Annotated in this window: 21 protein-coding genes; 19 read left to right on the forward strand and 2 right to left on the reverse strand. The window is 34.0% G+C overall.

From position 1 onward, the window contains the following. Positions 1-2 precede the first annotated feature (2 nt). Positions 3-566 (forward strand): hypothetical protein, encoded by a 564-nt coding sequence (locus tag ACQY56_RS07770; protein WP_428738748.1) that lies wholly within the window; start codon positions 3-5, stop codon positions 564-566. A 35-nt stretch (positions 567-601) separates the two neighbouring features. Here the strand turns inward: ACQY56_RS07770 and ACQY56_RS07775 are convergent, their stop codons facing one another. Then, positions 602-3484, reverse strand: coding sequence for a choice-of-anchor I family protein (locus tag ACQY56_RS07775; RefSeq protein WP_428738749.1), 2883 nt, complete (start codon positions 3482-3484; stop codon positions 602-604). A 177-nt stretch (positions 3485-3661) separates the two neighbouring features. Beyond that, positions 3662-4339, reverse strand: coding sequence for a hypothetical protein (locus ACQY56_RS07780; RefSeq protein WP_428738750.1), 678 nt, complete (start codon positions 4337-4339; stop codon positions 3662-3664). A gap of 304 nt (positions 4340-4643) precedes the next feature. Here ACQY56_RS07780 and ACQY56_RS07785 point away from each other — a divergent pair, with 304 nt between their 5' ends. From ACQY56_RS07785 to ACQY56_RS07870, 18 genes are all read left to right on the forward strand, one after another. Continuing rightward, positions 4644-5000, forward strand: a complete 357-nt coding sequence (locus ACQY56_RS07785; RefSeq protein ID WP_428738751.1) for a hypothetical protein — start codon at positions 4644-4646, stop codon at positions 4998-5000. Beyond that, positions 4981-7035 (forward strand): S8 family serine peptidase, encoded by a 2055-nt coding sequence (locus ACQY56_RS07790; protein WP_428738752.1) that lies wholly within the window; start codon positions 4981-4983, stop codon positions 7033-7035. The genes ACQY56_RS07785 and ACQY56_RS07790 overlap by 20 nt, the downstream gene beginning before the upstream one ends. Further along, positions 7025-7387 carry a hypothetical protein gene (locus ACQY56_RS07795; protein WP_428738753.1) on the forward strand — a complete coding sequence of 121 codons (363 nt, stop codon included), beginning with the start codon at positions 7025-7027 and terminating at the stop codon, positions 7385-7387. Before ACQY56_RS07790 ends, ACQY56_RS07795 begins: the two co-directional genes overlap by 11 nt. A 57-nt stretch (positions 7388-7444) precedes the next feature. Next, entirely contained in the window at positions 7445-8707 is a 1263-nt protein-coding gene (locus tag ACQY56_RS07800; RefSeq protein WP_428738754.1) for a M18 family aminopeptidase, read from the forward strand. Next, positions 8707-9696 carry a sensor histidine kinase gene (locus ACQY56_RS07805; RefSeq protein WP_428738755.1) on the forward strand — a complete coding sequence of 330 codons (990 nt, stop codon included), beginning with the start codon at positions 8707-8709 and terminating at the stop codon, positions 9694-9696. Before ACQY56_RS07800 ends, ACQY56_RS07805 begins: the two co-directional genes overlap by 1 nt. A 62-nt stretch (positions 9697-9758) precedes the next feature. Further along, positions 9759-10085: a hypothetical protein gene (locus tag ACQY56_RS07810; RefSeq protein WP_428738756.1), complete on the forward strand. Its 327-nt coding sequence runs from the start codon at positions 9759-9761 to the stop codon at positions 10083-10085. A 311-nt stretch (positions 10086-10396) separates the two neighbouring features. Further along, entirely contained in the window at positions 10397-12781 is a 2385-nt protein-coding gene (locus tag ACQY56_RS07815) for a hypothetical protein (RefSeq protein ID WP_428738757.1), read from the forward strand. 115 nt (positions 12782-12896) lie between these two features. Then, positions 12897-13574 carry a toxin-antitoxin system YwqK family antitoxin gene (locus tag ACQY56_RS07820; protein ID WP_428738758.1) on the forward strand — a complete coding sequence of 226 codons (678 nt, stop codon included), beginning with the start codon at positions 12897-12899 and terminating at the stop codon, positions 13572-13574. A 76-nt stretch (positions 13575-13650) separates the two neighbouring features. Continuing rightward, entirely contained in the window at positions 13651-16773 is a 3123-nt protein-coding gene (gene ccsA, locus ACQY56_RS07825; protein WP_428738759.1) for a cytochrome c biogenesis protein CcsA, read from the forward strand. A gap of 9 nt (positions 16774-16782) precedes the next feature. Then, positions 16783-17481, forward strand: a complete 699-nt coding sequence (locus ACQY56_RS07830; protein WP_428738760.1) for a DUF2461 domain-containing protein — start codon at positions 16783-16785, stop codon at positions 17479-17481. Further along, positions 17474-17776 carry a cupin domain-containing protein gene (locus ACQY56_RS07835; RefSeq protein ID WP_428738761.1) on the forward strand — a complete coding sequence of 101 codons (303 nt, stop codon included), beginning with the start codon at positions 17474-17476 and terminating at the stop codon, positions 17774-17776. The genes ACQY56_RS07830 and ACQY56_RS07835 overlap by 8 nt, the downstream gene beginning before the upstream one ends. A gap of 7 nt (positions 17777-17783) precedes the next feature. Then, the gene (hemH, locus tag ACQY56_RS07840; protein ID WP_428738762.1) at positions 17784-18734 is read left to right on the forward strand and encodes a ferrochelatase; all 951 of its coding nucleotides are present in this window, start codon (positions 17784-17786) and stop codon (positions 18732-18734) included. Next, positions 18734-19366 (forward strand): HAD family hydrolase, encoded by a 633-nt coding sequence (locus ACQY56_RS07845; protein ID WP_428738763.1) that lies wholly within the window; start codon positions 18734-18736, stop codon positions 19364-19366. Before hemH ends, ACQY56_RS07845 begins: the two co-directional genes overlap by 1 nt. Before the next feature lie 40 nt (positions 19367-19406). Continuing rightward, on the forward strand, positions 19407-20654 hold the full coding sequence (locus ACQY56_RS07850) for a hypothetical protein (protein ID WP_428738764.1): 1248 nt from the start codon (positions 19407-19409) through the stop codon (positions 20652-20654). A 107-nt stretch (positions 20655-20761) separates the two neighbouring features. Next, positions 20762-21217, forward strand: a complete 456-nt coding sequence (locus ACQY56_RS07855) for a MarR family winged helix-turn-helix transcriptional regulator (RefSeq protein ID WP_428738765.1) — start codon at positions 20762-20764, stop codon at positions 21215-21217. Further along, complete coding sequence (locus tag ACQY56_RS07860) at positions 21217-22341, forward strand: efflux RND transporter periplasmic adaptor subunit (protein ID WP_428738766.1); 1125 nt, start codon at positions 21217-21219, stop codon at positions 22339-22341. Before ACQY56_RS07855 ends, ACQY56_RS07860 begins: the two co-directional genes overlap by 1 nt. Then, positions 22341-25469 carry an efflux RND transporter permease subunit gene (locus ACQY56_RS07865; protein WP_428738767.1) on the forward strand — a complete coding sequence of 1043 codons (3129 nt, stop codon included), beginning with the start codon at positions 22341-22343 and terminating at the stop codon, positions 25467-25469. Before ACQY56_RS07860 ends, ACQY56_RS07865 begins: the two co-directional genes overlap by 1 nt. Continuing rightward, on the forward strand, positions 25459-26841 hold the full coding sequence (locus ACQY56_RS07870; protein WP_428738768.1) for an efflux transporter outer membrane subunit: 1383 nt from the start codon (positions 25459-25461) through the stop codon (positions 26839-26841). Before ACQY56_RS07865 ends, ACQY56_RS07870 begins: the two co-directional genes overlap by 11 nt. Positions 26842-26868: the final 27 nt, after the last annotated feature.

Raw genomic sequence — 26868 nt, forward strand, 5'->3', positions numbered from 1 at the left:
TCATGGATGAAGAATACAAATTAGATAAATATGAAAGCTTTTTAGGAGAAGTAAAAAGCGACGGTGGGCATTGGGAGAAGATCAAAAAGCGTACAGCTACACTCTTTCAAGTGCTTATGGATGGTGACTTAAAAGAACTTGTTTTTGTACTTAATCATTATCCACAATATACGGAGATAGTTTGTGAACACTTTCGTTACCTTTATAACTACTCAGAACAAAGTGCTGACATCTTCGCAGCAAGTAAACTGTTATGGATGAGTACAGAGTACCACCAAAAACAATTTGTTCGTAACCTTATACGAAAACTGCCAAAGTTTGATGAGTATAACTCTACGCAGATAAAAGAGTTTTTTGATTCACTTAAAACAAATCAAGATAAAATACATCCTATCATCATCGGCTATTACAAGTTACAGTTAGAATACTATTTGGAAAACTCATCTTTGCATATATTACAGAAGAAAATTTTACAAAAGAATGCGCTTGAACTGAGCGGTGATAACAGTTACGATTTTAGTGCAAATGACCGTGATGCAAATTTGGATATACCATATATGATGTAAAACTAGAGAGGGGATTCTCTAGTTTATACTTTGAATTATTTTACTTCGTAAATTACAGTTGATCCACTTACTTCATAAGAAACTAAAAGCAAGTTTTTACCATTTGGAGATTCATTAGCTGGTACAAATTTCATACCCTCAGCTGAGATATCCCCCTCAGAGTCTGTTTCGATATAATCAACAAATTTAACTTCACTTGGGTCTGTGATATCAAATACAACGATTGCATTTTGTCTCTCAAGTCCTACAAATGCATATGTAACATCATCAATAGTACCAACTGCTAAAGCTTCAGGCTCTACGCCTTTGTTACCACTTCTACCATCCATTTCACCATCATCTTGGTTAAAAAGTGCTGGTTGTGCCTGTGCTACTATTTTAGAGATGCTATCGCCACTATCAAATACTAAATCACCATCTTCATCCCAAATAGAGAAACTTCTTGCACCATAAGTGTAAAGTTTATCATAATCACCATCACTATCTGTATCACCCATATCTATAACAACTTTTAAGTCATTGTCATCAGCATATGCATCTGCAATAGCAGAATCAAGGTCTAGTTTTTTAATTTTTTTCTCATCAGTATAAGCATCCCCAGTTTCAAGTGTAGCGTTTACATCATCTATAGGATATTCACGGCCATCACCCTCATTTGCAGTTACTATATATGTTTTTGAACCTGTTGTATATGTAGCAATTGTATCTGGCATATAAAGTCCATAAAGCTCTGGGTAAGTCTGCATTCTGATCTCACCATCTTCTTCGATATCTATAGTATTACCTGACTCTTCATCATAACTTTTTACACCGTAAGATTTGATGTAATCAACAGTGTTAGTAGTAAGATCGATTTTTGCCATTGCATTGTTTTCTTGAAGTGTCACATAAGCATAGTCTCCACTTACTGCAATATATTCTGGTTCTAAATCTTTTGCTTGGTCATTACTTGGAGTTCCACCAAGTCTTACAGCAGTTCCATCATCTGCATCTGTAGTTGTCCCATCAAGAGTGATCTCTGTGTAAGAGTAGTCTGAAACTTTGATAATACCAACAGTACCTTCAGGGTCAAAACTATAGTCACCATTTGGCTCTCCTTCATTTGCTACAAGCACCTTTGTACCATCTTCTGTAAATGTAACCATATCTGGTAAGTAACCAACTTCTACACTTTTAAGAAATGTCCCATCTACGCTAAAGAAAACAACTTTACCTTTTGAGTTTGTATAAAGACCATCTGTTGATTTTACTTCAACAGCAACAGCGATTTTTCCATCATATGCAGTTACAGAATTTACACCTGTTCCATATGTACTTAAATCTAGTGATGTTACTTTTGTTGGTGATGCTGGATCTGAGATATCGATCACGTCAATAGCATTTGCTGCACCATTTGTAGTAAACATTCTTTTAGAATCATGATCAAATGCAACGATCTCAGAACCAGCTTCTGTATTTGTATCGTAAGAGCCTAGTTTTACAAGTTTGTCAGATAAATTTGGAGATTGAACTACATAAAGAGTATTTTGATCAATTTTTGTCATATCATCATCAAGATATTTTTGCTCTAAAACGCCACCTGTTGCCCATGTAGCAAAATCATCATCATTTAAGATACCAAGGCTTCCATTTTGAAATAGAATTAAACCTTCCATTTTATCATGTGCATAACCAACTTCATCTACCATATCAACAACAAGTTTTTTAGATACTGGATAGATCCCTTTTTCAGCTAGTGCGGCCCATCCAGTACTTAAGTTTGTACCATCTCCATATACTACTGATTCTAGTGTTTCCCCACCAATAGTTAAACCTACATCAGCATCTTGGGTCATATCTGCATCAAGTGTTATGTTCTCTAGCTCAGTTCCAGTTGAGAGTTTGATTTTATAGATATGTTTTTGTGCATCAGGATCAGCAGTAGTTGGTCCACCAGCGTAAAAAGCACCATCTCTCTCAATTACTAAAAACTCATCATTTGAAAGTGCGACGATTTCAGAGTTAGAGTTTGCAGGTTTTTCTTGTTTATAAAGATATTGTTTTGTAACCCCTGTTGCAACATTGATAGTTACAATTCTTGTTATTGTAGAAGAATGAGCTGCTTTTGGATTGTCCATAGTTGACTGCATGATACCAACTAAAGTTGTTTGATCTGGAGTGATAGTTAAACCTTCCATACCTCTATTTGCACGACGATTGGCAAACTCAGCTGGTAGATTAAAGTCTGTTCTATTATCATCAACAAATGGGTTGATTCTTCCTATCTCTTTACCGTCTGCATCAAAATGAACCATGTGTGGACCATACTCATCACTTACCCAAAAAGTTCCATCTTTAAGTGCTGCTAAACCTTCTCCATCTAAACCATAATCATCTAACTTAATTGTTGTGTTATCATCTTCTAAGATAGTATCGCCATTTTTATTGTATGGAGTTTCTCCAGTTCCACCAAGTGCAGATGAGCTTGGAAGACCTGTGATCTCAGTACCATCAGGACGTTTGAGTAAAATATCTTTAATTTTGTCAACTGATCCATCAGATTGAATCTCAAAAAGACCGATTCTCGGTGTATAATCAGGTGTAGGAAACATTTTCCCTTTTCCATCATCCCCTGTATAAGTTGCATTTGGACCTCTGTCTGTTAAAGCGTAAAATTGGTTAATGTTTGTTGGATGTGCAGCAGCAGATGAACCATACCCACCATTTCTAACTTCCATGTTTGAACCAATATTTTTTCCATCTTCAATAGTATCATCTAAAACTGTGTACTCTAAAGTAGAACCACTACTTGAAACAAGAGTAGAATAATAAGTACTTGTTTGTGTCGTATCTGTACTAGTAGAATCTGAATCACTACCACAACCTGAAAATGCTGCTACCAATAAACTCGCAGCAATTACGCTTAAACCTTTTTTCATAAGAACTCCTAGATATGTTTTCTAGGCGAAAATATAAGGAAAGATTATTACAATGAAATAACTAAATTATTACGATTTAGTAACGTTATAAAAAGGGTAAATATTGAAAAATTACTGATGGAAGTATTAATAGTAAGATAGTTCTCAAGCTGTGAACTTGAGAACAAAAAGAATATTTTAACGTGTAAAACAGCCAGTACAAGAGATAGTAACTGCTCCAATATAATAATCTTCTATACCCATATAATCTGGATAAGAGAAAGTAAAAGATTTTCCTGTCAGTGGTGTTACAAATTTCATTGGTTGACCATGTTCTTTACCAAAACTATACGTTACAAACTCTCCACCATCAATAGATACAGAAAAACCATCCCACGGTTCTAAAAGGTGGGATAATAAATAGTCTGTAACTCTTTCATCTGGAAAGAAATAAATAGCATCTAAACTTACTTCTGTTTCAAAAGTAATCGTAAGTTTTTCATTTCTTTTGTTTAAAGCATAAAATGTGTCCACTGCTTTAAATTCAGTTCCACAGTAATGGCCAGATACTACACCCAATCCTGCATTTTTGCATTTACTTTGATGTGCTAATGCATCATCATCTATACTACCACCATCTGTTGCGGTAACAACTATTTTGCCACCTATATCTGAATTATAAATCAACTCCGTAGCACAAGTCCCCCTATTTTCACACAAGTTACTTGAGACAATAGGTGATTGAACTGGTGATAATGAAACAATTGTACTTTCTGTAAAAGCAATTGTTTCTGTTCCACAAATTGATGGATCAGCATACAAAAAACTTGATGCTATAAACATCAAAAGCGCTATACTTTTTTTTGAAAAAGACATACTTACTCCTAATATATCTATAAAAAATTAGACAAATTATTGTCAACAATTTAGAACGTATTTTTACTATATATCATATAAAATAATACTTGATTTATGTTTATAAATAACTTAATATTATAAAAAATATTTTTTTATTTAATTCATTTTTTTATAAACTATTTCAGTGATGAATCATAATAACTATTTGCTCTTTTCATTTTCATTTTTTTTATTGACATAGTTAGTAGCTTTTTTAACAACCAATTAATATTGATTTGTATAGAATATTTTATTTTATTAAATTTAATGTAAATGAGTACTAATGGTTATTAAAAAATACTTTTCTTTATTTATCCTCATTTTAGCTTTTGTGGGATGTGGTGGAGGTAGTTCCTCAGGAACACAGACTACAGCCCCAAAGTATCGTGCAATATTAGGACCTATTGTGGGTGGGGAACTTAAGATAAGTCCTTTAGAAACAAATACAAGTTTGTATCTAGGGCAAACAGATTATACAGGATATTTCACTTTTAGTGTGGATAGTAATATTACCAATGATACTTGGTTGAAGTTTGCTGTAACTGGTGGAGTTGATATTGATAGTGACGATGATGGAAATACATCTGAGGGGAATGTATCTTTGAAATGGGACTATCTATATGTTATGCAAAAGAGGTGATTTAAAATCTTCCTCTGCCAACATTAACGTTTTGACAACTATTGCATATATTTTATATGTTCATGATAAAGAAAATAACTCTTCTATAGATATCGAAGATTATCTCAATACATTTGCAAAATCTGTTTTTACTTCAAGTGTAGATAGTATTAGTGGAGTTGATTATAGAGATTTATTTGCGTATCACCCAACTGTAACTTCAAGTTCGGTTTTTAAAAATCCAGATTTGTATCGTGCATTATTTGATGAAGGTGTTATGGATGGACTATTAAACAATACAGATGTTGATGCATTACTTACCTCTGATAGTGATAATGACACTTTGACTTTTTGGGATGAGATATTAGTGAGTTCACAAATTGCTATTACTGATACTGATAATGATGGATTAAGTGATGATGATGAGATTAATATTTATGGGACATCAGCACTTGATCCAGATACAGATGGTGATTATATTCCTGATGGTGTAGAAGTTTCCGAAGGAAGTGATCCAAATGATGATGATGAAAATAACAATAATGTCCTCGATGGTTTAGATGGTGATCCATATTTCGCATATCAATGGTATATACAGAGTTTAGGTACAGCAGTGGCAAATATTGCTGGTGTTAGAACAATTTTAGGAAATGATCTTGATATTTTAGAAGTTTACCACAGTGTTCTGGGAAATAACAGTGGTTCAAAACTACTTGTACAAGTTGTTGATAGTGGTGTAGATGCAAATCATGAAGATTTAGAGGTGGATTTAGCGAACTCTTTAAATGCAGTTAATGCTTCAAATGATCCCACTCCTACAGAAGATATAGATGAAAGTGATCCAACTTCATCATTAGATATAGGGCATGGAACAGCTGTAGCTGGAATAATTGGTGCAAAAGCTAATAATAGTTATGGCATTAGAGGTGTTGCTCCAAGAGTAAAAATAGCTGGAAGTAACTGGTTAGAAGAGCAGTCATTAAGTGAGTTAGAAAAAGTTTGGTATTCCCAAATTAATGATGATAGTATAGTGGTTTCAAACAATAGTTGGGGGGCATATTACTCTGATGATACTGCTATGGAAGCAATCTTGGAAAATGGTGTTAATAATCTTAGAGAAGGAAAAGGCAGAATATATATTTTTGCTGCTGGAAATGAAAGATATGAAGATGGAAATGCAAATCTTTCAACTTTAACTAATAACCCTTATGCTATCACTGTTGCAGCTCTAAACTATCAAGATAAGTATGCATCTTATTCAAATCCTGGAAGTAGTATTTTAGTAAGTGCTTATGGTGGAGAGTTCTATGATGAATCACCTACAATCATGACAACTATTGTAAGTGGTACATCGTTTACAGAATCAGAGCTCTTAGGTGAGTATGGAGCCATAACAATTGATACTGATAGTAGTAAAAACTATACTTTTGCAATGAGTGGAACAAGTGCAGCAACACCAATGGTTAGTGCTTCTATAGCTCTAGTTATAGATGCCTGTCCAGAGCTTACATATAGAGATATTCGTTGGTTGATAGCAAATACTGCTACACAAATAGATACGACTAATTTTAGTTGGATAGAAAATGCTGCAGGGCATATGTTTAGTATCGATTATGGATATGGAAAAATAAATTCTAAAGCTATGATCCAACAATGTAAATCAAGATATTTTACATCGCTTCCAACATTACAACAAGCAAGTGTAGAAAAAAGCATGTCTATAGCGATTCCAGATACGAAAACGGCTATAACAAAAACTATAACAATGAGCGATTCTTTAACGATAGAATGGGTAGGTTTGACAATTGATACTGATCATACATATAGTGGTGATTTAGAGATTAACTTAACATCTCCAGCAGGGAGTAAGATTAATATTGTAACAGCAAATCGGGTAAGTGGAGATTTTTATAATGGTGGATTTAGATTTGGAAGTGTAGGTTATATTGATGAAAATTCTAAAGGGACTTGGACGATTGAGATCATAGATCAAGCTTCTGACGATTCTGGAACTTTAAATGGAATAAAATTGGAGGTATATGGACATGAAGATTAAAATACTTTTATTGCTTATGATAGTTACTCAAGTTGTAATGGCAAATAATTGCTCAAGATTAGAGGAAGTGAAAAAAAAGAAAAAAGTTGAAAATAGTATTTCTGAGCAACAAAATACAAAATCTGAGAATAAACTTATTCAAATAAGATTTAAAGATATAAAATCTTTAGATAAAGCATATCTAAAGTCAACATATAAGCTTGAAGTCCAGGAGTGTATATCAAGCGGGGTTTGTATCTTTAAATATACAGGAAATGAAAATACAGATACAATTATTCAACAGATTAAACAACAAGAAACGAATGTAAAAAGTATTAAAACACATTCAAAATATAATTTTAAAACGTATTAAACTCCCTAATTTGGTACAATGTCAAATCTATAATATATTAATGATTAAAGGTTTGATATGACCAAACAAGATTTTAACGAAGGGCTTTTTGGCTTTTTAGATGCATCACCGACTCCTTTTCATGCAACGGCAAATATGGCTGGAATGTTTAGTAATGCTGGATTTATACAACTTGATGAAAAACAAAGTTGGAGTCTTGAAGCTGGAAAAAAGTACTATGTAACTCGCAATGACTCTTCGATCATAGCTTTTACATACCCTAAAAATTTTAAAGAGTATCTGTTAGTTGGTGCACATACGGACTCACCAAATTTAAAACTAAAACCTAATCCTATTGTAAAAGAACATAGTGTTATAAAGTTTGCAGTTGAACCTTATGGAGGACTGCTTTTAAACCCTTGGTTTGATAGAGGGTTAGGATTAGCTGGTCGCGTTAACTTCAGCGATAGTAGTAAAAAAATTAAAAGTGTATTGATTGATGTAAACAAATCTATTGCGATGATCCCATCACTTGCTATCCATTTGGATGAAAAAGCTAATCAAGAGAGAACTATTAACAAACAAACAGATATCTCACCAGTTCTTACGTGTAATAACGACTTTGATTTTGATCTTTTTATAAAAAATGAACTTGAAAAATTAGGGATCAAAGATGTAGAGAATATTTATGCACATGAATTGAGTCTGTATGATACTCAAAAAGCTTCTTATGCTGGTCTTGAGGATGATTTTATAGCAAGTGCAAGACTTGATAACCTTTTATCATGTTATGTAGGGATGTTAAGCATTTGTAGTATAGCTGATGATAAACCAATGCTTTTCATCGCAAACGATCATGAAGAGGTTGGAAGTGAATCAACAAGTGGAGCAGGGGGAAGCTTTTTGGAATCAACTCTCAAGAGAATGTTTCCATCATTTGATGATTATATGGGGATGGTACGAAGCTCTTTAATGGTTAGTGCTGATAATGCACATGCAATCCATCCAAACTATCCAAGTAAACATGAAGCAAATCATGCACCAAAAATCAATAAAGGTATTGTTATTAAGGTAAATGCAAATCAAAGATACGCTTCAAACTCTACAACGATAGCGAAGTTTTTAGCAAATGCATCTAAAGCTGAAGTACAAACACAAAAGTTTGTTACAAGAAGCGATATGGGATGTGGTTCAACTATAGGACCAATTACTGCTACTCGCATAGGAATAGATACTGTTGATATTGGACTTCCAACTTGGGGTATGCACTCTATTCGTGAGATGGCTGGAAGTGATGATGCTTATGGACTTTACAATATTTTAGTAGGTTTTGAGATCTAATGGCTGAGAGCATTACGGTAGAGGAATTAAACCTTTTAATAGAACAAACATATAAGGTTGAAAATGAGTTTAATGAGCTTAAAGCTTCATATACGCATTTGCAAAATACTGTTGAAAAAGTGGTTGAGTTTCTCCCTAATGCTATTTGGATATTAAACGATGACAACTCTGTATTTTTACAAAACTCTAAAGCAAGGGAACTATGGCAGTTATTGAAGTTGATAGAACTTCAAGAGGATGATTATGAGATACAGTTTGAAAATCGTTCATATATTGTAAAAAGCTCTACTTATAAAGACAAGATGATGCTGAGTGCCACAGATATAACTGAGCAAAAAAGAAAAGAAAATCTAGCTACTATGGGGCAGATGGCTGCACATCTTTCACACGAAATACGTAACCCTATAGGGGCTATATCGCTTATGAGTTCTACACTTAAAAAAAGGGTAATCCCAGAAAATATACCAATTGTTGAAGAGATACAAAAATCTGTTTATAGAATAGACCGCATTATAAAAGCTACTTTAATGTTTTCAAAAGGGATAGATGTCAAAAAAAGAAAATTCAATTTTAGTGAATTACGTCAAGCTATAGATATGGCTATAGATTATTACGGCTTTTCAAAAGAGATAGAGTTTATTTTCCCAAAACAAGATTTTGAACTTGATGGTGATCGTGATCTTTTAGAGATGTTATTTACTAACTTTATAGTTAATGCTATCGATGCGATCGAAGAGGATGATAACGAAGATGGAAGAATTGAGCTAACATATATAGAAGAACAAAATTTTCATAGATTTCAAGTTGCTGATAGTGGTGTAGCTGTTAGTGATGAAGAGAATCTTTTTGAAGCATTTAAAAGTACAAAAGTTAAAGGTAATGGTCTAGGATTAGTGCTTTCAAAACAGATAGCACAAGCGCATGGTGGTGACGTTGTATTTTTAAATGACTCACAAAAGATGTTTGAGATTACGTTATCCAAGTTTTAGATACATTAAAATTATTTGGAATAACATTTGCTAATAGTTAGGCAAAATTTCTGGAGCATGTTATGCCTATAATTGTTGATGAAAAAATTTTATCTCTTGTTGATTATGTAAAGATTGATGGAATATCGATTGAGTGTCATTTTAAATGTAAAGAGACAAATAAAGAGGTTATTTCCCAAGTTGCATTTGAACCATATGATGGAAAAATTGTAATCACTTGGAAAGATATGTTACTCCATCCTATAGAATCTTACAATAGATATTATCATACTCCGATTGTAATTTATGCACACGATACGCATGAAACAATCGTATTGAAAGCTTTTGAAAAAGTTGCAAATAGGTTTCGCTGGAATACAAATAAAAATCAATATATATGTATTCAATAGTATTATAAAAAGTTCTATAACATCTCATATTTTTACAATAAATATTATCTTGACTTATCAACATCACATTATTTATTACAAGTCTAAATACTCAATATAATCCCTTGTTAAAGGGATTTTTTACTATTTGTATTATTCTTCACTATAACAATTATAATATCAAATTAATCACATATCACATAAATATCACACTAGTTTTTTTTTGATAAAAATAAATGTGATATATAAGAAAATCTTACATGTTTAAAGTTCAATTAAATAATTAAATGTAATACTAGGGTTGAATTTTAATAAAGGGGAGAAAAGAGATAATGTATAAGAACAAATTATTAGTATCTCTAGCTGCGTCTGTTGCTTTTATGTCAATGACTGCTTCTACTGCTATGGCTTATGATAAGAACCCACCGTTCAAACTGGGTAAGTTAAAGAAGTATACAGAAGTTGATGCAAAAGGCAACAAAACAGTTGGTTATGAACCAAAAAATGACTACAACGTGTTTATTAACTATGAACTAGGTATGCACTGTGTTGGTTTTAGTATGGATTACTGTTGTGTTATTCCACCGTATAACTCTATCCAAGCTCAGGCTGTTTCATCAGGTAAGAGTGGTAAATTACCAAAACTTTTAAGTCCAGATGATGATGTGAAACTATACTACTACACTAAAGACAACTCTTATAGTGAAGGTAACAAAATGAGATACTGGAATGTATCTAAAGATGCTGATGGCGATGGTCACCTAGATTCAGCAGGGGATAATGTTGCAAACTATGTTTGGACACACCTTTTTATCTATAAAGATTTAGAAGGTACTATTCCTGCAGATGCTAAAGATGAAAATCGTTTACGTGTTGGTCAACAAATCCCTGTAAACATCGATGCGGGTCCTTCTGGTATGCCAATGTCTGGTGGTTATCTTGCTTATGCTGGAAAAAACGGTGGTAATGTTGTAATGACTGATACACTTGTTCCACCTGTAAAAAATGTTAAGTTAGTTCTTACAGCTTCACATCTTTGGGATGCTCTAGGTCTTCCTTTAACTGCATTCAATGATAGTGTTAGACGTGGAACAATTCGTTCAGTTACTGAAAAAGATTTCCAACCATTCCAGTACTCTACTGTAGAGATGCATGATAGAACTGGTAAAGGTATGAAAAATACAGACGGTACTGATGTAACATACTTTGGTACAAATCCTGTTGATATTCCTAACTGTTATGCTTGTCACTCAAGAAACGGTAAAGCAGCTCAAATGGCACGTGATGAAGGCTTAAAATACTCTGATGCAGAGTATAACTACTGGAAATCTTACCCAGATGAGTCTGAATATATGGCAAGACTTTCTGAAGCGTCTATTAACATTCTTTCACTTCACGATGCTCACCATGGTACAACTTTCTTAAGCGATTACAAATCAAATGCATCTGGTAACAGACTTGGTAAAACTGGTATGGTAAACTGTGCTGACTGTCACGGTGATAACGTTTCTGGTAACTTACAAGAGCCTCGTCCAACTGCAACTGGTTATAAAGCTGTTAAAGCAAAAACTTTAACTGAAGCTATTCACGGTTTCCACTTAGGAATGGTTCCGATGCCTGATGGTGCTGGTCGTTCACAAGCGTGTCAATCTTGTCACCCTACACACTTCCAAAACCCTAACATGAATGATGACTCTAATCCATTTAGAGTAACAGACAGATATGGTGAGGGACGTTTCTCTAAAGGTGATATCCGTAAATCTGGTGGTGGATGTTATGTACGTCGTGATGCTCACTCAAACCCAAATGCTAAACCACCGTTTTTCTTAAATAACTACGGTAAATGGCAATATCAAAATGTTGCACTTAAAGATGAACATGGTAAAGATGCTGGTGAGTTAAGAGGTCTATACTGTACTAACTGTCACACTAAAATTGCTCAAGGTTTCCAAAACTATGACAATTTAACTAATGACTCTAAACAAGAGGGTAAAACTTTAAGAAATAAATCACTAAAAGAGATGATTGATGGACTTGCTGGTGGAGATGCGAAGAAATTTGCTGAGTTAGCAGACCCTAAATCAAGTGGTAATAATGAAGTATTAAAATACTATACTGAACATAAATCAGCTACAATTCTTAAAGCTGTAGGTAACAATTTACCAGCTGATTTAAGAATGTGGAATAATAAAGAGGGTGGAGACGTACCATATGCTGCTGCATCTGGTGGTAACGATTGGTGGTTATCAGCTTCTGAACCACATTGTGCTGATTGTCACTTAGCTCCATTTGTTGAGCAAGATACTGGTGGAAAATATTTCCCAATTGATCTTCCAAACAAATACTCTTTATACAGATACTCTAAAGCACATGGAGATATCGCATGTCAAACTTGTCACGAGTCTACACATGGACTTTACTCTACGAGATATGACGGTAAAGAGCGTTCAGTTGATGTAACTACACATGAACAAGCACTTCAGTACTCACCAGATGGTGAATATGCTGGTCCTGTAACTTGTGCTGCATGTCACACTGTAAATGATAAAGGTGTTCCATTACAACTTAAAGGTACTGAGTATGAAAATGATTACTGGGCTTCAGTAACATTAGCACACTTTATGAGAGGTGGAGATCAAAAACTTTCTGTTAAAGAATTAGTTAAAAAATATCCATACGAAAACTCTGTTAAAGTTGTAAAAGACGGGTGGAAATAATCCACTCCTAGAACTATCCCTTAATTGGGATAGTTTTTATTTTCGTTAAAGTTTATGTTTATAAATTTTCACTAGAATAAAACCTGCATTATGAAAACAATCGAGGAACATAATTATGAATAAATATCTTGTTACGCTACTAGTAGTATCTAGTTTAAGTGTGTCGTTATCTGCTGAGTTTGTAAAAAGCTATTTTAAAACAGGTGAGTTAAAGGCTGAAACCAATTATAAAGATGGTACGCGTACAAACACAAGAGAAGGTGTTAAAGATGGTTTAGAAAAAATCTATTATCAAATGGGTCAGCTTGCATATTTTGTAAATTATAAAGATGGAAAACGTGATGGTAAACTTACTTGGTATGATAAACAAGGACATTTACTTGCTGAGATGTTTTATGATGATGGAAAACTACAAGGGATTGAAAAATCTTACTATGTCAACGGTCAGATAAAATATGAAGTTGCATATGTAGATGACTTAAAAGAAGGGTTTCAAAAAGAGTATTTTGATAACGGTCAGTTAGCTCTAGTTGTACCGTATATGCATAACAAAAAAGAAGGTATACAAAAAGAGTACACGTACGAGGGGAGACTTTATAGTGAAGTTACGTATGTAAATAATTATAAAGAAGGTAACCAAAAGTGGTATGATGAAAATGGAAAAGTTGTAAAAACACAATTTTTTAAACGTGATAGACCTGTTGAAATTATGAAACAAATAGAATCTAAAAAAGAAGATGCTACAGAGATTCTTATAAAAGGTTTAGACTTCTCTCCTAAAAAGGCAGAATAGGCTTTAAAAAAGCTATTTTGCTACCATTCATTAGCTTTAATTCATTAGAATAAAACTTTTAAATCAAGGATAAAATATGAAACAACTTTTATCATTTCTTGGCTCCATGAAAACCATGGCAGTTTTGATGTTAATCTTTGCATTTTCTATCGGTTATGCAACGATTGTAGAAAATGATTATGGAACTATGACAGCTAAGGCTGAAATATACAATGCGACATGGTTTGAAGTACTTTTGGGGCTTCTGGCTGTTAATCTATTTTTAAATATTATCAATTTTAAAATGTTTACAGCGAAAAAAGCTCCAATTTTTATCTTTCATGTAGCTTTTTTTGTCATTTTATTTGGTGCAGCAGTCACTCGTTTTGTAGGTTATGAAGGGTCTATGCACATTCGTGAAGGTCTTACATCAAACTCTATACTTAGTTCAGTTTCATATTTTGATGTAAGTGTAAAATCTGCTGATAAAGAGGTAAACTCATCTCAAGAAGTGTATCTTTCAAAAAGAAAACAAAACAACCTTAGTTCTCATCTCAATGTAGATGGTAAAGATGTAGAAGTTAAACTTATTGAGTATGTTCCAGATGCGATAGAATCAATAGTTGCAGATGAAAATGGGAAACCGATGTTAAATCTTATGGTTAGTGGTGGTGGACAAGGTGAAAAAGTTGCACTTGCAGAGGGAAGTTACTATGATGCAGGTAATTTTGTTTTAGACTTTGGAAGTGGTGAGAGTTTTAATAAGCCTGTAGTTTTTATATTTATCAACAATGGTGAACTTTTTATGAACCATGAGATGAAACTATCTTATTTTAAAATGGCTGATCGTTCCAAAGGTGATTTAGCTGCAAATGATGCTGAAGCTTTTGATGATAGAGTACTTTATAGCACTGAGATGGGAAGTTTTGTATTACGAGAGTATCTACCAAAAGCGGTTAAAAAAGTTGTAAGTGATCCAAATGCAAAAGCGAAAATGGCTGGTATTGATATGCTTAAATTTAATGTAAATGTAGGCGATAAATCAAAAGAGGTAACACTCTATGGACAAAGTGGCGTAGAAGGTGTAAAAGAACACGTTGTAGTTGATGGTGTAGATGTAGCTGTACAATATGGTGCAAAGGAGATACCACTTTCATTTAGTATCAAACTTAAAGATTTTCAACTCGATCGTTATCCTGGTTCAATGTCACCCGCTTCATACGCAAGTGAGGTACAACTTTTAGATAAAGATGCAGGTGTAGATATGCCCTATAGAATTTACATGAACCATATATTGGATTATAAAGGGTATAGATTTTTTCAAGCATCTTATGATAGAGATGAGCAAGGAACAGTTCTTTCCGTGAATCATGATCCAGGGACTTTACCAACATATATAGGGTATTTTTTACTAGCTCTTGGGATGTTTTGGTCACTCTTTTCAAAACATAATAGATTTGCAAAATTAGCTGCCAAAGCAAAAAAAGCAGCTGAATGTCAGGTAATTCCTGCTATTTTAGCTACATTTTTAATTGTAGGTTTTTCAACTAATTTAAAAGCAGATGTAGACCCAGCTATAAAAACGATACTTTCATTTGATAAAGAACATGCTGATAAATATGGACAATTGATTGTTCAAGACTCTAAAGGGCGTATGAAACCTTTAGATACATTGGCTACTGAAGTGTTGGCAAAAGTACATAGAAGCGCAAATCTAGAAGTGGGTTCCCAGTCTTTAATTCCAACTCAAGTTATACTTGGAATGATGATTCGACCAGATATTTACAAAGATATTAAGCTTGTTCGCACGGGTGATCCAAAAGTTAATGAGATTATTGGTGCAGCAAAAGATGCAAAATATGTTTCATTTTCACAGTTTTTCTTTGATCCTGAAAATATGCGTGGGTATAAACTAGCACAAGTAGTTGATGAGGCGGCAAGAAAAGCACCTAAAGATAGAAATAAGTTAGATAAAAAAGCGCTAGAGATCGATGAAAAAGTAAATGTTGTATATATGGTTTTTACAGGTTCTCTTATAAAAATCTGGCCTAAGCCAGATGATGCAAACAACAAATGGTTAGCTACGATAGAAGCTTTAGAGTCTTTAACACCAGAGCACACTTTTATGATAAAAACATTAGCATATGACTACTTTACTGCACTAGATAAAGCAACTGAAAGTGGTGATTGGAGTGATGCAGATAAAGCTTTAGCTAACATTGAGAAATTCCAAAAAAGATTTGGTGCCGCAGTGTATCCTAGTGAAAGTAGAATTAAAGCTGAGATGTTTTATAACCATGCAAATATTTTTGAAAGATTATTTCCATTTTATTTAGTGATGGGATTTGTGCTTTTAATTCTGAGTTTTGTTAAAATCATCAAACCAAAATTTAAAATAGAGATGGTTACTAAAGGTTCACTCTATCTTTTAGTGCTCTTTTTTATAGCACATACTGTTGGTTTAGCACTTCGTTGGTATATCTCAGGTCATGCCCCTTGGTCTGATGGGTATGAGTCTATGATCTATATCGGTTGGGCAACAGTTTTAGCTGGATTTATATTCTCTAAACGCTCACCTATGACCCTGGCATCTACGTCGATATTAACAGGTCTTATCTTATTTGTAGCACACCTAAACTGGATGAACCCGCAAGTTACAAACTTAGTACCAGTTCTTAATTCATACTGGTTAAGTATCCATGTTTCTATGATTACAGGTTCTTATGGTTTCTTGGGACTTGGTGCGTTACTTGGGTTTATAACACTGTTACTGTTTATCTTTAAAACAGAAGCAAATAAAGAGCAAATTTCTTTATCAATTAAAGAGTTAAATGCGATCAATGAGATGAGTTTAATGATAGGACTTGCAACACTTACAGTTGGGAACTTCCTTGGCGGTGTTTGGGCAAATGAATCATGGGGACGTTACTGGGGTTGGGATCCAAAAGAGACTTGGGCGTTAGTTACTATCTTAGTATATGCAGTTGTAGTACACCTCAGATTTATCAAATCAATCTACAACGAGTTTAATTATAGTGTGATCTCACTCTTAGCGTTTACATCGGTAATTATGACTTATTTCGGAGTAAACTATTATTTAGCTGGTATGCATTCATACGCTAAAGGTGATCCAGTACCAATCCCAGACTTTGTACCAGTTACATACGCAATCATCTTTATAGTGATAGCTTTAGCATTTAGAAATAGAAAGATTGCATAAGGAATTTGTGTGGAGTTTACTGGTTTTAGTAAAAAAACACTCCCGTTTTTAGAAGCTATTCGTAAAAATAACAATAAAGAGTGGTTTGAAGCTCATAAAAGTGAGTACACAGAGCTTATCTTAAACCCATCTCGCGCTTTTGTCGAGGAGATGGGTGAACACCTTATGGCACTAGAACCAACTATCAATTATGCTCCAAAGATTAACCAATCACTTTTTAGAATCTATCGTGATACACGTAGAATGGGTGCAAATAAACTTCCAATTAAACATAGAATAGGGTTCATTTTTTGGCAGGGTAATGCAAAAAGATTGCAAAGCTCCGCTTTTTATATGCACTTTTCCCCAGATGAACTCCTCATTGCTGTAGGGGTGAGATGGTTTGAAAAACCTATGTTAGATGCGTATCGTGAATGTATAAAAGATGATGCAAACAGAGCGAAGTTAGCTGGTATTTTAGAGAACATTACTGCTAAAGGCTATAAAGTGATCGAGCAAGGGTATAAACGCTATCCAAGAGGGTTTAATGCTGAAATGGATAATGTTGAACTCTCACTTTATAAAGGGATGGCGACGACGGCTATTCTCGATCCTCATTTGATCGAAGATGGGGAAAATCTGATCGATACACTCTATAATATCTACGAAGATATGCTACCATTACAGCAGTTTATGTATGAAGTGAGCCTACGCGTAAAAGATGAGTGAAAACTTTTTTGAATATACCTTACCCAAACTAGATAATGAAGAATTTACAACTTTACTTGAACATAAAAATGTTAAAATCTCGAAAATTGTGAGTAACACACTTAAAACTGAACAGATATTTTATAGTGAAAAAGATGAATGGGTTATAGTTTTACAAGGGTGTGCAAAACTCCAGATAGATGGAAAAGTTCATAAACTTGTTAAAGGGGAAAGTTTATTTATCCCCGCAAATACTGAGCATAAAGTATTGAAAACTAAAAAAGTTGTGCTTTGGTTGGCAGTGTATATAGAGTAGGACGAAGATGAAAAAAGACGCAGTATTATTACTTAATATGGGTGGTCCAAATAACCTTAACGAGGTTGAAGTGTTTTTGACCAATATGTTTAATGATAAAAATATTTTGACTATGAAAAGCAATCTGCTTCGAAAATTTATAGCAACTATGATTACTTTTACAAGAACTGAAAAATCCCAAGAGATATATAGACAACTTGGTGGAAAGTCACCTATAGTTGGACATACACAAAATCTAGTGGAGAAACTGCAAAGTAAATTGGGTGAAAGTGTTATTGTAGATTTTGTAATGCGCTATACACCACCGTTTGCACCCGAAGTTATTGAAAGGCTACAAGAAGAAGATATTGGCACTATTTATTTGATTCCACTCTATCCACAGTATTCAACTACTACAACAAAATCATCTTTAGAAGACTTTGAAGAGAGTTATAAAAAGGCTGGTGGTAAAGCTGAACTAAAAGATATAAAAGATTTTTTTGAAAATGAGAAATATAATAGAGCGATTTTAGAGCAGATTAGACTTAGTATGAATGGTGCTGATTATAAAGAGTTTTCTATTATTTTCTCAGCACATGGTTTACCTCAAAAGATAGTCGATGCTGGAGATGTGTATGAAAAACATGTCAATAGTCATGTAGAGATTTTACAAGAGATGATGCAAAATGAAGGAATGAAGTTTCATGAAGTGCATTTGGCATATCAGTCAAAAGTAGGACCTATGAAATGGCTAGAGCCATCGTTAGAAGATAAGCTGCATTCGTTAAAAACTAAAAAGGTACTCATATACCCTATAGCTTTTACAATTGATAACTCTGAGACAGATTTTGAGCTGGATATTGAATATAGAGAGATAGCCCAGGAGTTAGGTTTTGAAGATTACAAGGTTGCTAAATGTTTAAATGACAGTGACTTGTTTGTTGAAGCATTAACTGAAATATATGAGAAAATGAAGTGATGCAAAAGATTGTAATTTTTGATATGGATGGGACTTTAATAGATTCCAAAAAAGATATCACTATTTCTATAAATTATGTACGTGAACTCAATCATAATCTTACACCATTAAGTGAAGCATTTGTTGTTGAAGCTATCAATATGCATGAGAGAAATTTAGCTAAACTTTTCTATGGCACAGAACTTTACGAGGATCGTGATCGTGTAATTTTTGAAAAACATTATAAAGAGCAGTGTACTCAAAACCCCTACCTTTATGATGGGGTAGAGGAACTTTTGTATACACTCAAGAAAAATGATGTAAAACTATCAGTAGCTACAAATGCACCTACACTTTTTGCACAAACGATGTTAGAGTCTTTAAGAGTTAAAGAGCTTTTTGATCTCATTATAGGTGCTGATAAGGTTAAAAAATCAAAACCACATCCTGAAATGTTACATCATATCTTGCAAAACTATAAGTATGAACAAAATAGAGATAAGGCGTGGATGATTGGAGATAACTCAAAAGATATGCAAGCAGCAACTAATGCAAATATAGACGCTATATTTGCAGCATGGGGATTTGCTGATTTTGCAGAACATAATATGGTAATAAAAACTCCAAAAGAGATCACTTCTATAGTTTTATAAAAAAATATGATAGAATAAGTCAAAAAAAAAGAGGCTTACAATGTTCTCTACAGATTTTTTGATTAGTTTTGGATTTATGGCTATACTGTTTCTGCGTCAAGTATACATCTTAAAACAGCCAAATAAAATAAACTATGCTCCGTTGATGATTGCCATAGGGTTTATATCTACAATTTTACATTTTATAACATATCCAGCAAATGATGAACTGATTGTTGTTGTTCGTGAATCTCTTTTTCCTCTTTTAATAGCGCTTATTTTATTTATTTTGATGAATATTATGCATCAAACACAACAATCAGAACTTGCAAAAAATCAAGAGCAATTTGTCAAAGTTTTAGCAGCAGAATTAACACAGTTAAAATCTTTTATATTAGAGCTAGAAAAACGGATGACACTCTCTAGTCAAGAGGATAGAAAAGCACAAGAGGAGATCATAGAAAAGTTTAAAAATGATCTTGCTGCACTTGATAAGATACAATCTAACCAAATGAAGTTTGTGGATATGTTTGGTGATGTTGAAAGCTCACTTGCAGATGTTAAAAAAGAGTATAAATATTTTAGCGAAGTACAACTCCCAGAACTTGATGGAGTGGTACATAAACATATAGATATTTTACGTGTTGCAGAACAAGACCACTACAATAATATAAAAACAATATTGCAAGATAATCTTCAAAATAATAAGATTAATGTTAAACAAGATATAGATGAACTAAAACAGAGTATAGCTGGGATTAAAGATATCTCATATGAGATAGCAAACTCAATCATTAAACATACGCTTACACAACTCTCAGGTGTAACAAAATCTTTTGAAGATCAAATCAATCTTTTAAAAGCACATTCTGAGGGGATTAAAACAACACTGGATGAAGATGATGCAACACTTGTTAGTATACGCCAACAAAGTGAATTGCTTCTTAAACAGATGAGTTTAATGGCAAATAAGATGTCAGATTTTCAGATGAAACAAGTAGAGTTTAACAATGTGTATAAAGATGTAGAGTCTTTAGTAAGTGATATAGAAGCCATCAAATCAGACTATGTAAAAGCACAGTCACAACTCTCATCAATCTCTACAGAGCTTCTAGAAACGAAAGATAAAAAAGTTTTAGAGATGAAAAAAAGTTTAGATGAGCTCAGTGAAAACCTCTCTACAAAAATAGATGAGTCGTTAGAAAAACTCCATGAACACTACCATATAGCAAGTAAAGATATCACTCAAAGTGTGCAAACTCTTACAAAACGTGCCCAGTTTCAAAAAGGGTATAGCGACAATAGCTAAACGAATTATTTTTTAAAAATTACATAATGGTAGCATATGCTACTATTTCAATTTAAATTAAAGTTGCATATGCTACTATTTTAAAAATAGGATAAGGCGGAGAAGGAATGTGTTATAACTTAAAAACTTCCATAGGATATCAAACAAACTTGGTAGCCACGACGTTAAAAACAAGTTTTACAAAGTTAATTCAACCAAGGTTTGGAGTAGCGGCTGAGCAGTTTGCTACTTTAAAGATAATAAATGAAGACAGTGAAGTTACACAAACGCAAATAGCTGAAATACTTGGAAAAGATAAAACAACAGTAGGTCGTTCAATCGATTCGCTTATCAAAAAAGGGCTCTTAAAAAGGAAGGGTTGTTTTTTAGATAAACGTGCAAATAGAGTTTATTTGACCCCAAAAGGTTTGGAAGTATTAGAGGGTGCAAATGAGATAGGGCACCGTTATAATGAAGCTATAAAAAGTAAGTTAAGTGATGGTGAGATAGAGATATATTTTAAAGTTTTAAACACTATCTTGTCCCAGAGTCAAAATATAGAATTAGAATTAGGAGAAAAATAATGTCAAAAGGTTTTATAAAACTATCTTTGATAACAACTTTATTATTTAGTAGTGCATTGTTTGCACAAGAACAACAACAAGCTCCTGCAGCTCCAAAAGTGGATGTATATATTGTAAAAGAGGTAAAACAAGCTCCTGTTTCACTTGAGTATCCTGCACGTATACAATCTTTAAAAGAGGTGACAATTACAGCACGTGTATCTGGAGTGTTAGAGAAACAACTCTACACTGAGGGTACAAAGCTTTCAAAAGGTTCACCGATGTACAAGATTGAACCAACAATTTATGCAGCTGATGTAGCAGCTAAAAAAGCAAATCTAAGTGTTGCTGAAGCTACATTGGATAAAGCTCAAAAAGATTGGGAAAGAGCAAAAGGGCTTTACGAAGAAAAAGCGATCAGTGAGCAAGATAAAGACACAGTATATTTCGCATATGTAAGTGCTAAAGCAAATGTCAATGTAGCTCAAGCTGAGCTAGATAAAGTGCAAGTAAATTTGGATTATACAGATGTAAAATCAACTATTAATGGTGTTGCTGGTATAAAACTAATTGATATAGGGGATTATGTAACTATTGGCACTCCACTTGTAAAGATAACACAACTTGATCCAATATATGCTGAGTTCTCAATTCCAAATATCAATAATATTAAAGAAAAATATGCTTTAAAATATGGAAGCTTTAAAGACTTACAAGATGCAAAACTAAAAGCTGTACTTATTGTTGATGGCAAAGAGTATGAGCAAGAAGGACAAATTGATTATGTTGCTTCTCATGTAGATAGTGCTACATCAACACTTAAAGCACGTGCAATCTTTAAAAATCCAGATGCAAAACTTATTGCTGGAGAATTTGCAAAAATTAAAATCGTAGGTGTAGTTTCAAATAATGTAATTTCAGTTCCACAAAAAGCAGTCCTGCAAAACCCACTAGGTACTATTGTATTTGTAGTAGTTGATGGAAAAGTAGCAATTAGACCTGTAAAAATTATTGAAGCTTCTGGAGATAAATTTATTGTTCAAGGTGTAGCGCCTAAAGATGTAGTTATTGTAAACAATTTCTTTAGAATCAAACCAAATTCACCTGTGACAATAGACAAAACAATTAATGCTCAGGAAAAATAATGTTTTCTAAGTTTTTTATAAATAGACCTATATTCTCAGCAGTTTTATCTATAGTGATAATTATTGCTGGTTTTATATCTATAAAATCATTACCAGTTCAAGCATATCCAAGTGTAGTACCTGTACAGATCAATGTTCAAGCGGTCTATCCAGGTGCAGATGCGGATACACTCTCAAAAACAGTTGCAGCACCGTTAGAAGAAGCGATCAATGGTGTTGATAATATGATCTATATGACATCCACTGCATCCCCAAGTGGTACGGTGAGCGTAAGTGTTTTATTTAAAATCGGAACTGATCCAGACCAAGCAAATGTAGATGTAAATAACCGTGTACAACTTGCAGTGTCTAAGCTTCCTCAAGCTGTACGAGATCAAGGTATTAGTGTTAGAAAACGCTCCCCAGATATGTTAAAAGTTTTAGCTTTTACCTCAGAGGGGAAAAAACATGACACGATCTACTTATCAAACTTTGTTCTTGTAAATGTTTTAGATGATATCAAACGTATACCAGGGGTTGGAGATGCATATATATTTGGTAGTAAAGATTATGCTATGCGTGTGTGGATTGACCCAGATAAATTGGCAAACTACAACTTAACTATCACAGATGTTGTAAGTGCAATTCAAAGCCAAAACAACCAATATGCAGCGGGACAATTAGGACAAGAACCTATTAACTCTCATCCTGTGTACACATATACAGTTCGTGCTCAAGGGAGATTACAAAGTGCTGAGGATTTTTCAAACATCATCTTAAAATCAAATAGTGATGGTTCATCACTGAGACTTAAAGATATAGCAAATGTTGAGCTTGGGTCTGAGTCATACTATTTTCAAGCGACTTACAATAAAGAGCCTATGATGCCAGTTGGTGTGTTCTTAGCACCAGGAGCTAATGCTTTAGAGGTTTCAGCAGCACTTGATAAAACGATGGAGGAGTTATCAAAAAGCTTCCCAGAGGATGTAAAAGTGAGTGTACCGTATGACCCAACAGAATTTGTTGAGCAGTCGATCGAAGAGGTACTTTTTACATTAGGGCTTTCAATCTTATTAGTTGTATTTATTATCTATCTGTTTTTAGGAAATTTTAGAGCGACAATTATTCCAGTATTAGCTATTCCAGTTTCTATTATTGGGACATTTGCAGGGTTTTATGCACTTGGATTTTCGATCAACTTGCTTACACTTTTTGGTTTAACGTTAGCGATTGGTTTGGTTGTTGATGATGCGATTGTTGTTATTGAAAATGTTGAACGTATTTTAAAAGAAAATACACATATAAGTGTAAAAGAGGCAACAACAAAAGCGATGCAAGAGATTACAGGACCTGTAATTGCAATCGTACTTGTGCTCTCAGCGGTATTTATTCCAGCTGCATTTATGGGTGGTTTTAGTGGAAAGCTGTATCAGCAGTTTGCAATTACTATTGTTATTTCTGTTACGATCTCTGGTATCATCGCTTTAACACTAACGCCATCGTTATGTGCACTCTTTTTAAAACATGAAGAGCCAACGCCGTTTTGGCCAATTCGTAAGTTTAATCAGTTTTTTGCAAAAGCAACCCAGAGTTTCTCAGTGAATGTACAACGTGTAATTCGCTTTGGTATGTTTAATATATTTCTATTTTTTGTTATGATCGGTGCTGCATATTCGCTAATGATGCGACTTCCAACTGGACTAGTCCCAGGGGAAGATCAAGGTGTTGTTATGATTATTCAAGCGATGATGCCAGGGACATCTCTGCAACGTACAAAAGTGGTAACCGATGAGGTAAATGCACAACTTTTAGCTGATCCACAGGTAACAAAAGCAGCAGGGCTTTCAGGGCTTGATATTACTACTTTTGCGTATAAAACAGATTCAGCAATCTCGTTTGTGCATCTAACAGACTGGAGTGAGAGAACAGACCCAGCATCTGCAGCTTCAGCAATAGCTGGAAAGTATATGGGAATCTTTTCTCAAAATAAAGAGGCATTTTTATTTGTTGTAACACCGCCACCAATTCGCGGGATGAGTACAACAGGTGGTTTTGAGATGTATGTACAAGATAGAACAGGCTCAGACCTTACACAAATGAATGGATATGTGCAAGAGATTATAAAACAAGCCAATGCACGACCTGAACTTATGGGTGTAAGAACTACACTCAATACAAACGTACCTCAGTACATGATAACAGTAGATGAGGAAAAAGCAAAAGCACTTGGTGTGAGTGTTTCTGATGTATATACAACATTACAAGCGACATTTGGGCGTAAATATGTGAATGATTTTAACCTTTTTGGGCGTACATATCATGTAAATATTCAATCTTCTGGTAAGTACAGAGAGGGATTAGAGAGCTATCAAAATGTTTTTGTAAAAGCAATTGGTGGTGCACTTATCCCTATTAGTGAAGTTGTTGATATTAAACGTATAGTTGGACCAAGTATTATCCAGCGCTTTAATATGTTTGACTCTGCACAAATCTCAGGGATGGCCAAACCAGGGTTTAGCTCAGGAGATGCACTTAAAGCGATCGAAGAGGTATCGAAAAATGTATTACCTGATGGTTATACTATTAGTTGGGCCGGAACATCATACCAAGAGAAAAAACTGCAAGGAAGTGGCAATATGGCGTTTGTGTATGCGATTATCTTTGTATTTTTAATTCTTGCAGCTTTATATGAGAGTTGGAGTATTCCATTTGCGGTTATTTTAGCTGTACCTTTTGCATTTTTTGGAGCAGTTTTAGCGTTGTGGCTTAGAGGACTAGAGAGTGATATTTATTTTCAAGTTGGACTTATTACTCTTGTTGGGCTTTCTGCAAAAAATGCTATTTTAATGGTAGAATTTGCAATGCAGCGTTTAAAAGCTGGATATTCACTTTTAGATGCAACGATAGAGGGTGCAAAGGTGCGTTTTAGACCAATTGTAATGACATCATTTGCATTTATTATGGGAAGTATTCCACTTGCTTTAAGTATTGGTGCTGGAGCAAATTCACGTCATATTATTGGAACAACTGTTGTAGGTGGAATGTTAGCGCTTACAATGATAGGTATCTTTTTTGTACCGCTTTTTTACTATTTGATTATGAAAATGAAAAATAAATTTTTTAATAAAGGGAGTGTAGATGAAAACTAAAATATTTTTAGCTTTAAGTGTTTCTGTTTTACTTTTTTCAGCGTGTTCGATGGCACCAGAGTATCAAAAACCTGAATTAGAACTCCCAGTAGCTAAGCAAGAAGTGAATGTTAATGCAGATTGGTTTAAAGGTTTTAATGATGAAAAACTAAACTTGCTCATCCAAGAAGCATTAAAAAATAATGATGATCTAAAACTTGCAGTTGCAAATGTGCAAAAAGCACGTGCTCAGTATGACATCAGTGATGCAAACTTGTATCCAGAGTTTGATCTTAATGCTGCTGCTATGAGACAAAAAAGAAGTACAAATGCATACCCTGGTTTTTTTGGTGGACTTTACAACGACTATAGCATGAGTGTATCTGCAGCGTATGAGATAGATTTTTGGGGTAAAAGCCTTAATCAAAGAGATGCAAATATGGCAAATTTTTTAGCAGTAGATGCAAATAAAGAGACTTTGCGTATCTCTTTGATTACTGATGTAGCAACGTATTATTTTAATCTTGTTGCTGTTGAGGAGCAACTAACAATAGCAAAAGAGAATCTCAAAAATTATGAAGAGACTTTAGAATATAGAGAAAAACAGTATAAATACGGTGTAATTGATTCACTTATATTAGCTCAGGCTAAAGCAGAGGTTGCATCTGTTAAAACAACAATAGAGGGGATAAAAGCATCTAAAGTAAAACTACAAAGTTCACTGGTTATTTTACTTGGACGCTCACCTAAAGAGATATTTGAGAGTAATATAGATACTCATACACAATTGCCAGAGTTTATAGAGATACCAACATCTTTACCGACAAATCTCTTGGAAAATCGCCCAGATATTAAGATAGCTGAGGAAAATTTAAAAGCTGCAACTGCACTTATCGGTGTTGCTAAGGCTGCATACTTCCCAAATATCTCTATAACTGGGAGTTATGGAATACAGAGTCAAAAACTTAGCAACATAACAGAGTCTAACTCTCAAGTATGGGGGATTGGTCCTAGTTTATATATGCCACTTTTAGATTTTGGAAGAATAAGCGCAGCAGTTGATGTAAGCACGGCAGAACAAAAAGCAGCACTCATCTCATACGATAAAGCGGTAAAAAATGCTTATAAAGAGGTGTTTGATTCACTGCAATCGATTAAAGCGATTCAATCTAAAAAAGATGCCATGGAGCAACAAGTCGCTGCTTACCAAGAAGCTTATGATGTGGCAAACAAAAAGTTCTCTGTTGGAACTACGAGTTACCTAGACCTTTTAATAGCACAAAGTTTACTGCTCAATGCGAAACTTGCATATGTTACAACAAAGTCTGAACTGCTCATTGAAGAAGCAACATTTTACAAAGCTTTAGGTGGTGGTTGGAAATCTAGCTTATAAGTTTTTAAGAGCGAAAGGTCTATACTG

Origin of the sequence: Sulfurimonas sp., assembly GCF_050296975.1 — a bacterium.
GTDB lineage: Bacteria > Campylobacterota > Campylobacteria > Campylobacterales > Sulfurimonadaceae > Sulfurimonas.

What these genes read in the sequence shown, in the direction of transcription:
- ACQY56_RS07770 (WP_428738748.1), top strand. Translation starts at nt 3, where the DNA reads ATGGATGAAGAATACAAATTAGATAAATATGAAAGCTTTTTAGGAGAA.
- ACQY56_RS07775 (WP_428738749.1), bottom strand. Translation starts at nt 3,484, where the DNA reads ATGAAAAAAGGTTTAAGCGTAATTGCTGCGAGTTTATTGGTAGCAGCA.
- ACQY56_RS07780 (WP_428738750.1), bottom strand. Translation starts at nt 4,339, where the DNA reads ATGTCTTTTTCAAAAAAAAGTATAGCGCTTTTGATGTTTATAGCATCA.
- ACQY56_RS07785 (WP_428738751.1), top strand. Translation starts at nt 4,644, where the DNA reads ATGGTTATTAAAAAATACTTTTCTTTATTTATCCTCATTTTAGCTTTT.
- ACQY56_RS07790 (WP_428738752.1), top strand. Translation starts at nt 4,981, where the DNA reads ATGTTATGCAAAAGAGGTGATTTAAAATCTTCCTCTGCCAACATTAAC.
- ACQY56_RS07795 (WP_428738753.1), top strand. Translation starts at nt 7,025, where the DNA reads ATGAAGATTAAAATACTTTTATTGCTTATGATAGTTACTCAAGTTGTA.
- ACQY56_RS07800 (WP_428738754.1), top strand. Translation starts at nt 7,445, where the DNA reads ATGACCAAACAAGATTTTAACGAAGGGCTTTTTGGCTTTTTAGATGCA.
- ACQY56_RS07805 (WP_428738755.1), top strand. Translation starts at nt 8,707, where the DNA reads ATGGCTGAGAGCATTACGGTAGAGGAATTAAACCTTTTAATAGAACAA.
- ACQY56_RS07810 (WP_428738756.1), top strand. Translation starts at nt 9,759, where the DNA reads ATGCCTATAATTGTTGATGAAAAAATTTTATCTCTTGTTGATTATGTA.
- ACQY56_RS07815 (WP_428738757.1), top strand. Translation starts at nt 10,397, where the DNA reads ATGTATAAGAACAAATTATTAGTATCTCTAGCTGCGTCTGTTGCTTTT.
- ACQY56_RS07820 (WP_428738758.1), top strand. Translation starts at nt 12,897, where the DNA reads ATGAATAAATATCTTGTTACGCTACTAGTAGTATCTAGTTTAAGTGTG.
- ccsA (WP_428738759.1), top strand. Translation starts at nt 13,651, where the DNA reads ATGAAACAACTTTTATCATTTCTTGGCTCCATGAAAACCATGGCAGTT.
- ACQY56_RS07835 (WP_428738761.1), top strand. Translation starts at nt 17,474, where the DNA reads ATGAGTGAAAACTTTTTTGAATATACCTTACCCAAACTAGATAATGAA.
- hemH (WP_428738762.1), top strand. Translation starts at nt 17,784, where the DNA reads ATGAAAAAAGACGCAGTATTATTACTTAATATGGGTGGTCCAAATAAC.
- ACQY56_RS07845 (WP_428738763.1), top strand. Translation starts at nt 18,734, where the DNA reads ATGCAAAAGATTGTAATTTTTGATATGGATGGGACTTTAATAGATTCC.
- ACQY56_RS07850 (WP_428738764.1), top strand. Translation starts at nt 19,407, where the DNA reads ATGTTCTCTACAGATTTTTTGATTAGTTTTGGATTTATGGCTATACTG.
- ACQY56_RS07855 (WP_428738765.1), top strand. Translation starts at nt 20,762, where the DNA reads ATGTGTTATAACTTAAAAACTTCCATAGGATATCAAACAAACTTGGTA.
- ACQY56_RS07860 (WP_428738766.1), top strand. Translation starts at nt 21,217, where the DNA reads ATGTCAAAAGGTTTTATAAAACTATCTTTGATAACAACTTTATTATTT.
- ACQY56_RS07865 (WP_428738767.1), top strand. Translation starts at nt 22,341, where the DNA reads ATGTTTTCTAAGTTTTTTATAAATAGACCTATATTCTCAGCAGTTTTA.
- ACQY56_RS07870 (WP_428738768.1), top strand. Translation starts at nt 25,459, where the DNA reads ATGAAAACTAAAATATTTTTAGCTTTAAGTGTTTCTGTTTTACTTTTT.